This is a genomic window from Psychrobacillus psychrotolerans (assembly GCF_900115805.1).
Taxonomy (GTDB): Bacteria; Bacillota; Bacilli; order Bacillales_A; family Planococcaceae; genus Psychrobacillus; species Psychrobacillus psychrotolerans.
On the sequence record NZ_FOXU01000001.1, the window covers coordinates 717,417 to 731,804 of the forward strand.

A 14,388-nucleotide genomic window follows, 5' to 3' on the forward strand; every position below is an offset into this window, starting at 1 on the left:
ATGAAGGGCCGGAACCATTTAGGAACGGCCCAACCCTCCCTTTCAAGTAAATTTAAAGTTTAATAGATTAACGTTTTAAGTTGATTAATTCTTCTAAAATAGAATCTGAAGTTGTAATAATACGAGTATTCGCTTGGAATCCACGTTGTGCAACGATCATGTCTGTGAATTCTTCTGACAAATCTACGTTAGACATTTCTAGGAAACCAGAGTTGATCGAACCTGTACCACCCGCTAATGGAGCGTTCAAAACCGGCGCCCCAGAGGACGCAGACTGTTCAAAGTAATTTGATCCTGATTTCGTTAAACCACCATTATTTGGGAATTTAGCTAATTGAATTTGCCCAGCACTCGTTAAAGTACCAGCTGCATCCACATAGTTTACTGTTCCATCTTGACCAATTGACATACTTTGTGCATCAGTAGGGATTTTTAAGGGAGTTCCACTTACACTCACCAAATATTTCCCCTCTCCATTAACCAATGCACCTAAACTATCTAAATAAAAGTTTCCAGCTCTTGAATACAATTTACTAGTAGAGTAACCTGTGGGAACATTTGTTGCACTTCCACCTGTTCCATCAGCAAGCTGGAAGAAACCATCACCAGATATTGCCAAATCCAAGGTGTTTCCTGTCGATTGAAGTGACCCTCCAGAATGGATTGTATCAATTGATGCTAGTTGAGATCCTAATCCCACTTGTTTTGCATTTACACCTCCACGAGTTGCTGTTCCACCTGATGCACCAGAAGTCGTCTGTGAAATAAGATCTTTAAATACCGTACGACCTTTTTTAAATCCGTAAGTGTTTACGTTTGAAATATTATTACCAATTACATCCAATTTTGTTTGGAAGTTTTTTAAACCTGAAATACCTGAGTACATTGAGCGAATCATATATTTTTTCTCCCTTCAATTTGCGTGCTAGCTTCTATCAGTCGGCTGCACATAGCATCCTTTACAGGTCCTGCTATTTTAATTAGTTCAGTACGATTGTACCGTCAATATTTGTGAATAATTGGTTTTTCGCTTCCGTGCGATTCATTGCAGTAATGACAGTGGAGTTTTTTGCACTGACGATTAATGCTGCTTGGTCCATCAATACGAGTGAGTCGTTCACACCTTTAGAGCGTGCTTCTGAAACTTTGTCGCTTACTATTTGCCATTCTGCATCTGAAATATAAATATTTCTTTCTTGTAAACGTTGGTTGGCGTGTTTACTTACTTTTAATTCTGTTTGAACAGATGCTTCATGTAAATGATGTAAGAAAGATTGTTTTGGTGAAGCTACCTGATTGGATGTGATTGGTTGACGGATTTTTGTTTGCAGCGGAACACGATTTATCGAAATATTGTCCATTGCAAGTCTCCGTTCTTATTGGATAGATATAAACTGGTCGGCTTTGATCGACACGTCTCCACCTAAATTATATACAATACTTCCATCTTTTTTTGAAACTGATTGTACTACTCCTGAGCTTACGGTATCCCCATTTTGATAACCTACTGTTTTACCAATGAGCATGCTAGCTTCTACTAAACTATTGGAATTAGAACTACCCGATAATACTTCTGAAATATTTCCAGGGTTTATCTTCTTTCCATCTGCTAACGTGAATTCCACGCTTCCATCTACAAATTTAATACCTGTAATAGATCCAGCACCTTCATTTGTTATCGGCTTTCCATCAGCATCTAATTTATCTGTAAGTTCATGCCACTTTACTTCTTTTCCTACAAAGTTACTAAATTCAATCATTTGACTTTGTTGTTGTACACCTGCAAATTCTTCAAAGGCTTTCGTTAAGTTAGTCATTTGTTCTAAAGATGAAAACTGCGCCATTTGTGAGATGAATTGTGCATCATCCATCGGTTTAGTTGGATCCTGATTTTGCAGTTGTGTCATTAGGATTTTTAAAAAAGCATCTTTCCCTAATTCGCTACTACCAGTGGTTTTTGTTGTCGGTGCTTTATTTGATAAATACATACCTTTAGTAATTGGGGTCATATCTGCCATCTGTTAAACCTCCATATCTGTTAAGAAATCGTCAAAGGAAATTGGTGTTTCCTGACTTTCCGTATTTGTCTCTTCATTAGACTGCTCTTGCTGTTGTTGTTTAAAAGATTGTTGGAAGTTTTGCTGCTTCTCTTGTCTCACCGAGTCTTGTAAAGCCTGGCTAATCTCTAACTTTTCCAGTTGAATGTTTTGTCCTGCAAAACCTTGTCTCAATTGACTTGAGTTAGAATCCAACATTTCTTTACCTAAAGCAGTTGATGCTAGTATTCTTGCTGTTAACATACCATCTTTTTGTATCAATTCAATTCGAATCGTACCTAGATGCTCTGGAAATAGCTTAAGAACTAGTCTATTTACACCGCCTGTTTGCCCAAACTGCACACGGTTCATTACTTTTTGTAATTCTTTTATAAATTCCTCTGACTGACCAGCCTTCTCAGTTGGTAAGGTTAAGGAAACTGATTCTACTTTTGTTTGAATTACTGTAGTAGTACTGCCTTGTACATTTGATGTAATTTCTTTTGTTTCAGTTACAACTTCTGTTTGTAAAGTGTGAGCAGTTTGTTTCACTACCATTTGAGTATGAATAATCGGTTGTTTTAATAGTTGTGATGAAGAAAATGTTTCACTAGTTGGCAATTTACTTACTGCTTCCTTCACATTTTCAAGCAACTGCTTCATATCAAAAAGTGTAGATTCTTCTTTAATGGTTAAATCCGATTTATTTCCTATTAACTGTACAGTTTTTAGAAATTCAATCGCTTGTTTTGCATCAGTTGGAGTACTTGGCCCTTGTCCATTTAGAGAAGAAATAATCGCATCTGTAAGTTTGGTTGCCTGTTCATTTATACCGGCTAGCAAATCCCAAACATTTGATTGTTGTATTTCTTCGTTCATGTTCACATCACTGTCAGTACCTAATAATTTATCTAAAAGTCCTTTTAACTCTTTAGGATTTACAGTTAAATCTTCCGTTCCTAATACTGATTCTAGCTCTTCTATGGAAGTTGCATTTAGAATTGCTAACAGATCTTGGAGTACATTTCCAACGGGATTTACTTGTTCTGTAACAATCGGTTGTACTTGTGAATTGGATAAAATCTGTCCAAATACGGAACCGAACTTTTGACTGTTATTCATAGTCGTTTGTATTTTACTACTAGTTTGAATAGCAGCATTTACATTTGTACCTGTGGGCATTGCGATATTCACGTTTATATTCACCTCCCTTCAAATGGAAATAATTATTTCGTCATTAACTCTGTATATTTAGCAGCATCTTCTGGAGTCATTTTTTCATAAATGCTTGCTACCGTATCAGGTTTGAGACTTGTCAAAATACGTAAAGCTTCCGCATCACTCATCTTTGTTATAACTGGAGCAGCCTTTTTTGCGGACATTTTTTCAAATGTAGAAACAACTTCAGCATAATCTCGTTTAGCACTTTCCTGATTCCTTGTTAATGTTGCAATTTCTTCTAACAATCTTTCTTGTTCTATTAATAATGCTTCCTTCTCAGTTGCAGAATTATCAAGTTCCGTTTGAACTTTATCAATTCGAGCTTCTTTTTCTTGAATTTCAGCTTGTAACGAGACTACTCTTTCTTCTAGTACTTCTGTTTTTTTGTCTACTGTTAATACCTGCTCTTCACTAAAACCTGTTATCTCTTTTGCTTTTTCAAAAACATTTATATTTGCTATTTGAGCAAGTACCAGTAAGAGAAGTAAAGCAAATAAAAGAGGAATGATAAACCAATAAAAGAGCATTTTTATTTTACTTAAACCTTTTGCTTCAGCCATGCTTCTACTCACCTAATCTCTTTGTTTTGAAACTTTAAAGAAGATATTTCATCTAATTGAATCGTTTCTAGTCTTTGTTGCTCTTCTTGAAACTGTGATAGGTCTTTTTCTTTAATCTTCTCAAACTTTTTTACCTCTAATGACTTTTCGAGTAGCTTTTCTTCCATCCAATTCATTTTAGATCTTGCTTGGACAACTTCCTTTTGAACAACATCAATTCTTTTTTGAAGACCGTCGATATAATTCGAATAATGATGGATATTGTCTACTGAAAGGCCAGAAATAAGCAGATTGTTTTGTGTATCTGTTGTATCTTCTTTCTTTTTCAACAAATTATATAACTCTGTAGCAACCTTCTCGAAAGACGACACGGATTCTTTGTAAGCCAATTCCGTTTCTGATTTTTCTTGTTCTCGAATCGTTAGAACTTTAGCAAATTTAAACTGATAAGCAACCATTTATGAAACACCACCTGATAATTTCACTAATTCATCGACGGAAGAATCCAAAGATACTTTGTCTAAATACCCTTGTTTTAAAAAGGAAGTAATTAAAGGTTCATATTGTATAGCTTCATCAATCTCACGAGATGTCCCACGCTTATATGCACCAATATTAATAAGATCTTCTGATTTATCGTACGTGAAATATAAATCTCGTAATCTTTCCGCTGCTTTCACATGTTTGTCGTCCGAAATATGATTCATCAATCGACTAATGCTTTTTAATACATTAATAGCAGGATACTGTCCCTTGTTAGCAAGTGAACGATCCAACACAATATGACCATCTAATATTCCGCGAACTGTATCAGCTATTGGTTCATTCATATCATCGCCATCTACCAATACAGTATAGAACGCTGTAATTGTGCCGTTTTCATTTGTGCCAGTTCGTTCAAGCAACTTGGGCAATATAGAGAATACAGAAGGCGTATATCCTCTTGTAGCTGGAGGTTCACCAACTGCAAGACCAACTTCCCGTTGTGCCATCGCTACACGAGTCACCGAGTCCATCATAAGCATTACGTTTAACCCTTTGTCTCGGAAGTATTCTGCAATAGCAGTAGCTGTAAAAGCACCTTTAATTCGCATTAATGCAGGTTGGTCAGAAGTAGCTGCTACGACAATCGATTTTTCTAAACCTTCTTTTCCCAAATCTCTTTCGATAAACTCTCGTACTTCCCTGCCGCGCTCTCCAATTAGTGCAATGACGTTTAAATCCGCATTAGTATTTCTAGCAATCATTCCAAGCAATGTACTTTTCCCTACCCCCGAGCCAGCAAAAATACCGACCCTTTGGCCTTTTCCGACAGTAAGCATTCCGTCAATTGCCTTAACACCTACTTCTATTTGCTCTTCAATAGGTGGTCTAGTTAAAGGATTAGGAGAATCTTTTTCTGTCCCAACAGTCATTAAACCCTTTGGTAAAACAGATCCATCAATTGGATTGCCCATGGAATCTAATACTTTTCCTATAAGTTCCGGCCCTACCTTAATCTCTAATGGACTATTCGTTCCTTCGACTAAACAACCAGTAGATATCTCTCTTATATTCGTATAGGGCATTAAGACGACAATTTCTTCCTTAAAACCAACAACTTCAGCAAGAATAATAGAAGCTCCTGTTTTGGCGGAGTTTATATGGATTTTACATACATCACCAACGGAACTTTCAGGACCTTGTGATTCAATCATTAATCCAACAACTCGACTAACTCGACCATATTTTTTAAATGTAGGTATATTCGAAATTTGTTGTATTAAATCTACAGCTTTCATCACATTCACTCCATATTGTCTAGAATATCCACAAGCTTACGTCGTAATTCTTGCACTTGCTCATCAATACTTACTACAATTCTTCCGTGATTTGTTTCTATATAACAATCAGTTTCATTCATATCTTCATCAACAAAAACCATAAATGGAACATCTACAGGAAAAATGGAGGAAAGCTCTTCTCTATTATTAGATACAAGTTCAAAGTAAGTGGGAGAAACATATAGTTTAATCACTTTCATTTCTCTCGCTTCTTTTAACCCTCTTTTTACAATAGATAAAAATAGTTCTTCATTATCCTCTAGCTTCTTAGCAATAATTCTCTCTGCAGTTCGTAAAGCCAATTCTAAAATGACCTGTTCTTGTTGTTGTAAATAATTCGCGGCATTCTCATGAGCAATTTTCATCGTTTCATTAGCAAGTTTTAGCGAGTTTTGCATATCGGCTTGAGCTTTTAAACGTCCCTCTTCTAAGCCTTGTATAAAGGCTTCGTCATATGCCTGTTGCTGATAAACAATCTTTTCTTCTTCCCACGCATTCAACTGGTTTTCAACATATTGTTTCGTCTCTTCAATATCTTTTGTTAATAAAGCTCGTTTTTCTGCTATCTCTTGGTTTACCTGTTCTAACATTTTACTTCTCTCTTGTGTAAGAACATCTATCGTTAACGGCTCGTCTGTGTTCATCATTTCTTGAACATATAAATTCCTTATTTGAATGGGTTTGGTATTTTCCTTCGATTCACTCAAATATACATTTCGGAAAATTTTAGACAATGATGTCATCTCCTCCACCACGAGCAATTATTATTTCTCCTGCATCTTCAAGTCTTCTAATTACTGTTACTATTCTAGATTGTGCTTCCTCTACGTCACGTAATCGAACTGGACCCATAATTTCCATTTCTTCTTTAAATGTGTCAGCCATCCGTACGGACATATTGCGGAAAATTACGTCTTTAACCTCTTCACTAGAAACCTTCATAGAAAGTAATAAATCTTCGTTTTCACAATCACGAATAACTCGTTGAATCGAGCGATTATCCAATGTAACAATATCTTCGAATACGAACATTCTTTTCTTAATCTCTTCTGCAAGTTCTGGATCTTGTATTTCTAAAGCATCTAAAATCGTTTTCTCCGTAGTTCTATCCACACCATTTAATACTTCTACGACAGCATCTATACCGCCTGTTTCCGTATAATCCTGTGTCACTGTTGAAGAAAGCTTGCGTTCAAGTACTGATTCTATTTCACTAATAACTTCAGGAGAAGTGGAATCCATCGTTGCTATTCGTTTAGCTATATCTGCTTGCATTTCCTGTGGTAAAGAGGAAAGAATAATTCCTGCTTGCTGCGCCTCTAAATAGGAAAGAATCAAAGCTATTGTTTGTGGGTGTTCATTTTGGATAAAGTTAAACAGTTGGGCAGGCTCTGCACGTCTGGCAAAATCGAATGGTCTCACTTGTAGAGAAGATGTGAGTCGATTGATAATTGCCTGAGCATGTTCAGTGCCTAATGCTTTTTCTAAAACTGTTTTTGCGTATCCAATACCCCCCTGTGAGATATAGTCTTGTGCTAATGCTATCGTGTGGAATTCTTCTATTATATCTTCTTTAATGTTAGGCTCTACTTTTTTTACACCTGAAATTTCAAGAGTTAAACGCTCAATTTCTTCTTCATTTAAATGTTTATAAATAGAAGCAGACACTTCAGGTCCGAGAGAAATTAATAAGAGCGCGGCTTTTTGTTTACCACTTAAATCTTTTTCTTTCTTGTTCACAGCCGTTCCCCCAATCAATTACGCCTCGGCGTACTTACATCAAGATTTTGAATCCGGCAAGCCGGATAATATTGTTTCAGAATCTATGACATTCGCCGGAGGCTTTAACTTTATTTTTGGTATAAAGTCAATCCTCCGCTATCCAAGTACGTAATAACTTCGCAAATTCTTCTGGCTTATCTTTCGCCATTTTCTCTAATTGTTTTCGTCTAAGAGTCGATTCTGTTTCTTTTTCTGTGTTAATATCATCGACATTAAATTCCTCACGTTGTTCTTCTAGAATAATCATTTCTTCCTCATCGGTTTTTCTAGAGCGAAGTAAAGATACTACTAATAGAATTATTGCAACAAGTAGAATTCCACCTATTACATAAACCCACCAAGGAATAGCTGATTGTGTATTTGCTACCGCAGTAGCTTTCCCATTAAATGGTTGTACTGATACGACAATTTTTTCTTGTAGTAATTCCTCTGTCAATTCTCCTCCTGCTTCTTCATCTATAGAAGTGCGGATGATTGTTGCAAGAATTTGTTCTATATCCTGTTCTACACCGTCAGGCATAGTTGTTACATCTTCTGGATTAGGTGGTTCCACCATAACCTGAATGCCTATGTCTCTAATTTTATAAGGACTTTCAACTATCTCTTTTTTAATTCGATTTACATCACTATTAATCGTATCTTCTAGTCGTTCATAATCTCCATTTGATGTGGAGCCTTCTACATAGTTCGTGAAATTGTCAGTTGCATCTTCTGTTGCCGGAGTACCTCCTGCTACAGGATTTTCACCGGTAAAGGTTTCAGAAATACGCTGTGCACTAATTTCAATTCCAGCCATATTTTCTTCATCAACAGGTTCTACTAGATTCTCTTCTCGATTTTCCTGTTTAAAATCAATATCTGTAGTAATAGAGACAACTACTTTATCTTGTCCCATCAAAGTACCTAACATCGTTTGAACTTGACGTTGTAAATCACGCTCAATTGTTTTCTTGATTGACATTTGATCGGTTACATTTGCCCCGGCTGTGTTTGCATTTGCTTGTTCTAAGTCAAAGTACTCTAAGTACTGGTTTCTAATACTAATATCTTCTGCAGCTAAATTAGGAATGGACTTGGATACTAAGTTGTATAAGGACAAAATCTGTGAATCTGTAAATTTATACCCAGCCTCTGTATTCAAAATTATTGCCGCACTAGCAGTTTCATTGCTTTGTGAAAGAAATACACCTTCTTCCGGCAATGTAATCATTACTTGCGCTTCCTTTACTCCCTCGACACCTTTTATCAACTTACCGAGTTCTGTTTGCATAGAAGCTAGCTTTAGTACATTAAACTCATTATCAGTCATACCAAATCCAGCATTTTGAGAGAAGAAATTATAGTCAATCATACCTGATTGTGGATAACCCTCCGCAGCTAGTTGTACTAATAACGAATCCACTTGCTCTGCTGGTACTAGGATAGATGTCCCTCCTGGAGCAATTTCATTGGGAACTCCTTGTGCATCTAATGTTTCTTTAATACGTCCTATTTCAGATGGAGATACATCTGTGTACAGCGGAACGAAGTTAACTTTATTCATCATTGTAGTAATAATTATCGCCAGAATAATAACAGCTAACAAACTGCCAATCATTGTTCCTTTTTGCATTTTAGTGCGACTTTTCCAAAAAAATGTTACGTCGCTTGTCATTTTCTTTATACGTTCATTCATTATTATCCTCCGGTTATGGTGAATATTTTTGCCAAATTTATCGCGTTAACCGAAAGAGGTTAAACTTGCATACGCATAATTTCTTGATATGCCTCTACAACTTTGTTTCGAATTTCTAAGGTAGTATTTAATGTAATACTTGCTTTTTGAGAGGCAATCATTACATCGTGTAATTCGATATCGCCACCGTTTATAAGCTTTTCAGTAGCTACGTCGGAAGCTTTTTGATTTTCATTTACGGATTGAATGGCTGATTTTAAAAAATCACCGAAGTCACCTTGTGCTTCTGAAGGACTTAGTTTCGAAGTTGGCGAAACTGGATTTATTTGTGAAGGATTAAATAATGAAACGGATTCTATTGCCATTTAAACTATACCTTCTTTCTTATTTACCTATTTCTAAAGCTTTAGACAACATTGCTTTGTTTGCATTGAAAACTGTTACATTTGCTTCATAAGATCGCGTAGCCGATATTAAATCCACCATTTCTTTTAAGGGATCAACATTTGGCATTTCCACATATCCATTTTCATCAGCATCAATATGTGTTGGATCGTATACTAATTTAAAAGGAGTTTCTGTATCTTCTTTTACATTAGTAACTTTTACTCCATTTCCAACGCTTCTATTGTCCGTTGAACCCATGGCTACATTTAAAAAATTCGAAAAATTTCCATCGATTGGCTTCAATGTTACTGACTTTCTTCTATAAGCTTGCCATTCACCATTCACAAGTTTAGCTCGAGTAGTATCTACATTTGCCATATTAGAGGAAATTACATCCATTCTAAGCCTCTGTGCTGTTAACGCTGATGCTGTTGTATTCATACCGTGGAATATAGACATAATTAGCTTCCTCCCCTAACAACAGTTTGTAGCGTATTTAACTTACCACTCATTCGATCTATTAATGCATTATAGTAGATTTGATTGGTTGCTAGATTTGCTTGTTCTTTATCCATGTCTACACCATTACCATTATGGTTGTAGCTGTAATTTGAATAATTGAACACACCTGCTGTACTTGACTTAGTTTCAAAATCAATATGCTTTGCTTGTGTTCTATTTGCAGAGATAGTGGATTGCTTAGCACTAGATAAAAACTCATTAAAACTGACGCTTTTCGCCTTATAGTTTGGTGTGTCGACATTTGCTATATTTTGCGCAATTGTCTTTTGTTTTGTCGCAGAAAAGTCTAAGCCTTTTTCTAAACTTGAAATAGTACCACTAAATATACTCATTTTTTCACCTCATTATTTAAAAATTTCGACATAATTTTTAATAACTATCTTTGAATATCACAATAATCTAATTGTAATGATTATGTAACATTGTGTCTATTCATTTTTCAATGAATTAATAGGACTATTTTCCTTTTTATTTGATAAACATCGACATTATGTGTCAATCCTGGTCATGGTATAGGTTTCTATCATCAAAATAGTAAAAAACAACTATGTGTATTTGCGATAATCTTCCCATAAAAAAACACCTTTCCTCATGACGAGGAAAGGTGTTTTAAAGATTATTTCATTTTAAGTTGAGCTAACTCTGCAAGAAACTTATCATTTAATACTTTGATATATGTTCCTTTCATCCCAAGTGATCTTGATTCAATAACTCCAGCACTTTCCAGTTTACGAAGTGCATTAACGATAACTGATCTTGTTATTCCAACACGATCAGCTATTTTAGATGCTACTAATAGACCCTCACTGCCATCTAACTCTTCAAATATATGTTCAATTGCTTCTAATTCACTGTAAGATAGTGAGTTGATAGCCATTTGTACAATTGCTTTACTACGAGCTTCTTCTTCAATTTCTTCGGATTTTTCACGTAAGATTTCCATTCCAACTACTGTTGCACCGTATTCACCTAGGATCAAATCATCATCTTCAAATTCTTGTTTCAGACGACCTAAGATTAGTGTACCTAAACGCTCTCCACCACCGATGATTGGAACAATTGTCGTTAGACCATCTTTAAATAGTTCGCGGTTTTCTTCAGGGAATACCGAGTGCTCACTGTATACATCTAAATTTGATGATGTTTCATCCACATGAAAAAGGTTTTTTGTATATTTCTCAGGGAATTGACGCTCTTCCATCATTTTAATAATACGTTCGTTTTCAATTTGTTGATAAACTTCAAAACCTAATAATTTTCCTTTTCTAGATACGATGAAAGCATTACTTTCAATTACTTCGCTTAAAGTAGCAGCCATTTCCTTAAAGTTTACTGGCTTACCAGCAGAAGCTTGTAACATTGAGTTAATCTTTCTTGTTTTTGTTAATAAATTCATGAATTGAATCCTCCATTTAATTTTCCTATTTATTTTAATATTCTAAAGGTTTTTAATTGTTTTAGATACTAATACGATTTGATTTTACAATATAAATTGAGATAAATCTCTGTTTTTCACAATATTGTCAAGTTTGCCGTCAATATATGCAGGAGTGATCTGTATATGAGCAGGAGAAATGTCAGATGCTTCAAAAGAAAGCTCTTCTAAAATCTTCTCTAAAATAGTGTGAAGACGTCTCGCTCCTATATTATCGGTCTCCTGATTGACTTCATACGCAATCTCACCAATTCTTTCAATAGCTTCTTCTGAAAACGTAATGGTTACTCCTTCGGTTTCCAATAAAGCTTCATATTGTTTAATAAGTGATTGGCGCGGTTCTTTTAAAATACGGACAAAATCATCTTTTGTCAATTTTTCTAATTCTACACGAATTGGGAAACGACCTTGTAATTCAGGGATTAAGTCAGACGGCTTAGCCATATGGAAAGCTCCTGCTGCTATAAACAAAATATAGTCCGTTTTAACTGCACCATATTTCGTGGTAACCGTAGACCCTTCTACTATTGGTAGAATATCCCGTTGAACACCTTCACGCGAAACATCCGCAGAAGATCCTCCACTATTTTTACTTGCTATTTTGTCCATTTCATCAATAAAAATGATCCCTGTTTGTTCTGTCTTTTCTATGGCAATTTGAGCAAGTTCATCTTTGTCTATTAGTTTGTTCGCTTCTTCTTGCATTAATACTTTTCGAGCATCTTTTACTTTCATTTTTCGCTTTTTCTTTTTCTTCGGCATAAGATTTGATAAGGCATCCTGCATATTCATGCCCATACTCTCCATACCACCTGGTTGTAGAGCATCAAATAAAGACGGAGTTTGTTCAACAACCTCCACAGTAATAAACTCATCTTCCAATTTGCCATCTCTTAAATCTTCGGCAATTTGCGAACGTTTTAAACGTACATCTGTATCTTCTACATCTGGAGTATCTTCTTCCTTCCCTCCAAATAATGCTTCAAATGGATTGGAATTTGCATTCTTTTTCTTCAAAGAAGGTACAAGTAACTTAACAATTGCGTCGTTCGCCAATCGAATTGCTTGGTCTTTCACTTCTTCCATCTTTTCTTCTCGAACAATTCGGATAGCTGCTTCCACTAAATCTCTTACCATAGATTCCACATCTCTACCGACGTAGCCTACTTCAGTAAATTTGGTTGCTTCTACTTTGATAAATGGAGCCTTCGTTAACTTAGCAATTCTTCTAGCGATTTCTGTTTTACCGACTCCGGTAGGTCCAATCATTAGAATATTCTTCGGAATCACTTCATTTTTCATCTCATCGTCTAATAATTGTCGACGATAACGATTTCGTAATGCAACGGCTACTGCTTTTTTAGCAGCTTCCTGTCCAACAATGTATTTATTTAAATGCTCTGTAATTTGTTTTGGGGTTAAGTTAGCTTCTTTCATTCACCTAATACCTCCACAATAATTTGATGGTTTGTAAAAACACATATATCTGCAGCAGTAGTTAGAGCCGCTTTAGCAATTTCTTCTGCCGTCATATTCTCTCCTGCAAACTGCTTTAATGCTCTCCCAGCAGCTAATGCATAGTTCCCACCAGAACCGATAGCTAAAATACCATCATCTGGTTCGATTACTTCTCCAGTTCCCGAGACAAGTAACAAACTATTTTTATCCATCACTAGAAGCATTGCCTCTAGTTGACGAAGCATTTTATCTCCTCGCCATTGTTTAGCAAGTTCGACTGCTGCTCTTTGTAAATTGCCGTTATATTCTAATAGCTTGCCTTCAAACATTTCAAAAAGTGTAAAAGCATCTGCTACGGAGCCAGCAAAACCTGCTACAACTTGACCGTTAAAAAGCCTTCTTACTTTTTTCGCAGTGTGTTTCATCACTACTTGGTTACCTAATGTCACTTGACCATCTCCAGCCATTGCTTGGCTACCATTGTGACTAACTGCAAATATCGTGGTTGCATGAATATTACCCATTTAAATTTACCTCCAATATTTACGCACGCGGATGCGCATTCATATAAGTTTTACGTAAATGCTCTTTTGTTACATGTGTATATATCTGTGTGGAAGATAAGCTGGAATGCCCTAATAGCTCTTGCACGCTCCTAAGATCAGCGCCATTATTTAATAAATGTGTAGCGAATGTATGTCTTAGCATATGTGGATAAATAGTTGAGTTCATCGAGGCTTTTTTCAACATTTGGTTCAAAATATATCTTACGCCATCTGTCGTTAAATGCTCTCCTCGACTATTGACGAATAAAAATGTATGGGAGGTTTTCTTCATCAGTTTTGGTCGACTATTCAGTAAATAATCATCTATCGCTGCTAAAGCAAAATCACCGACCGGGACATATCGTTCTTTTCTTCCTTTACCCATCACTCGCACGACTCCATAGCTACTATCTATATGACGCAGTTCAATCGATGTAAGTTCACTCACTCGTATCCCCGTCGCGTATAATAGTTCTAAAATAGCAATATTTCGTACAGATAGAGAATCTGTTCCCTTATTTTCCTCAAACAATTGCACCATTTCTTCTTCATAAAAGAAATGAGGAAGTTTTTTTTCTCTTTTAGGATGAAACAAAGATTGAAACGCATCATCTCGAACATTATATTCTTTGTGTAGGAATTTATAATAAGAGCGAATGGAGGATATCTTTCTCGAAATAGAGGTTCTCGCTAACTTTTCATCATATAACCTTGTTACATACAACCTTGCATGAATATACTCAACTTCATTTAGATCCGTAACACCTTCATTGTTTAAAAAAGATAAAAACTGCTTTATATCTTTTTCATACTCCTGAACTGTATGAACGGAATAATTTTTTTCTAATTGTATGTATTGTATAAATGCATGAAGTTCTTCAAATCCAATAATGATTATCAACTCCAGTATAAACCATTGTAAAAGCCTCTAAAAGTATACAACT

General features: G+C 35.8%; 17 protein-coding genes. All 17 read right to left on the reverse strand.

The window, feature by feature from the left end; translation table 11 throughout:
* Positions 1-67: 67 nt before the first annotated feature.
* Positions 68-898: a flagellar basal body rod protein FlgG gene (flgG, locus tag BM260_RS03805; protein WP_093535140.1), complete on the reverse strand. Its 831-nt coding sequence runs from the start codon at positions 896-898 to the stop codon at positions 68-70.
* An 82-nt stretch (positions 899-980) separates the two neighbouring features.
* Complete coding sequence (locus BM260_RS03810; RefSeq protein WP_093535142.1) at positions 981-1,361, reverse strand: TIGR02530 family flagellar biosynthesis protein; 381 nt, start codon at positions 1,359-1,361, stop codon at positions 981-983.
* Positions 1,362-1,376: 15 nt separating this feature from the next.
* Positions 1,377-2,018: a flagellar hook assembly protein FlgD gene (gene flgD, locus BM260_RS03815; protein ID WP_093535144.1), complete on the reverse strand. Its 642-nt coding sequence runs from the start codon at positions 2,016-2,018 to the stop codon at positions 1,377-1,379.
* Positions 2,019-2,021: 3 nt separating this feature from the next.
* Positions 2,022-3,230, reverse strand: coding sequence for a flagellar hook-length control protein FliK (locus BM260_RS03820; protein ID WP_093535146.1), 1,209 nt, complete (start codon positions 3,228-3,230; stop codon positions 2,022-2,024).
* 32 nt (positions 3,231-3,262) lie between these two features.
* Positions 3,263-3,817, reverse strand: coding sequence for a MotE family protein (locus tag BM260_RS03825; RefSeq protein ID WP_093535148.1), 555 nt, complete (start codon positions 3,815-3,817; stop codon positions 3,263-3,265).
* A gap of 8 nt (positions 3,818-3,825) precedes the next feature.
* Positions 3,826-4,275 carry a flagellar export protein FliJ gene (gene fliJ, locus BM260_RS03830; RefSeq protein WP_093535150.1) on the reverse strand — a complete coding sequence of 150 codons (450 nt, stop codon included), beginning with the start codon at positions 4,273-4,275 and terminating at the stop codon, positions 3,826-3,828.
* Positions 4,276-5,598: a flagellar protein export ATPase FliI gene (gene fliI / locus BM260_RS03835; protein ID WP_093535152.1), complete on the reverse strand. Its 1,323-nt coding sequence runs from the start codon at positions 5,596-5,598 to the stop codon at positions 4,276-4,278. It abuts the gene before it with no gap.
* A 5-nt stretch (positions 5,599-5,603) separates the two neighbouring features.
* On the reverse strand, positions 5,604-6,383 hold the full coding sequence (fliH, locus tag BM260_RS03840; protein ID WP_175496201.1) for a flagellar assembly protein FliH: 780 nt from the start codon (positions 6,381-6,383) through the stop codon (positions 5,604-5,606).
* Entirely contained in the window at positions 6,367-7,380 is a 1,014-nt protein-coding gene (fliG, locus tag BM260_RS03845) for a flagellar motor switch protein FliG (RefSeq protein ID WP_093535156.1), read from the reverse strand. The genes fliH and fliG overlap by 17 nt, the downstream gene beginning before the upstream one ends.
* A gap of 127 nt (positions 7,381-7,507) precedes the next feature.
* Complete coding sequence (fliF, locus tag BM260_RS03850) at positions 7,508-9,097, reverse strand: flagellar basal-body MS-ring/collar protein FliF (RefSeq protein ID WP_093535158.1); 1,590 nt, start codon at positions 9,095-9,097, stop codon at positions 7,508-7,510.
* A gap of 59 nt (positions 9,098-9,156) precedes the next feature.
* Positions 9,157-9,462, reverse strand: coding sequence for a flagellar hook-basal body complex protein FliE (gene fliE / locus BM260_RS03855; protein WP_093535160.1), 306 nt, complete (start codon positions 9,460-9,462; stop codon positions 9,157-9,159).
* 19 nt (positions 9,463-9,481) lie between these two features.
* Complete coding sequence (flgC, locus tag BM260_RS03860) at positions 9,482-9,943, reverse strand: flagellar basal body rod protein FlgC (protein WP_093535162.1); 462 nt, start codon at positions 9,941-9,943, stop codon at positions 9,482-9,484.
* A 2-nt stretch (positions 9,944-9,945) separates the two neighbouring features.
* Positions 9,946-10,338, reverse strand: a complete 393-nt coding sequence (gene flgB, locus BM260_RS03865) for a flagellar basal body rod protein FlgB (protein ID WP_093535164.1) — start codon at positions 10,336-10,338, stop codon at positions 9,946-9,948.
* 284 nt (positions 10,339-10,622) lie between these two features.
* Positions 10,623-11,402: a GTP-sensing pleiotropic transcriptional regulator CodY gene (gene codY / locus BM260_RS03870; protein WP_093535166.1), complete on the reverse strand. Its 780-nt coding sequence runs from the start codon at positions 11,400-11,402 to the stop codon at positions 10,623-10,625.
* An 84-nt stretch (positions 11,403-11,486) separates the two neighbouring features.
* Complete coding sequence (hslU, locus tag BM260_RS03875) at positions 11,487-12,878, reverse strand: HslU--HslV peptidase ATPase subunit (RefSeq protein ID WP_093535168.1); 1,392 nt, start codon at positions 12,876-12,878, stop codon at positions 11,487-11,489.
* A complete protein-coding gene (gene hslV / locus BM260_RS03880) occupies positions 12,875-13,423 on the reverse strand; it encodes an ATP-dependent protease subunit HslV (RefSeq protein ID WP_093535170.1) in 549 nt (182 codons plus the stop codon). Before hslV ends, hslU begins: the two co-directional genes overlap by 4 nt.
* A gap of 19 nt (positions 13,424-13,442) precedes the next feature.
* Positions 13,443-14,342 (reverse strand): tyrosine recombinase XerC, encoded by a 900-nt coding sequence (gene xerC, locus BM260_RS03885; RefSeq protein WP_093535729.1) that lies wholly within the window; start codon positions 14,340-14,342, stop codon positions 13,443-13,445.
* Positions 14,343-14,388 lie beyond the last annotated feature (46 nt).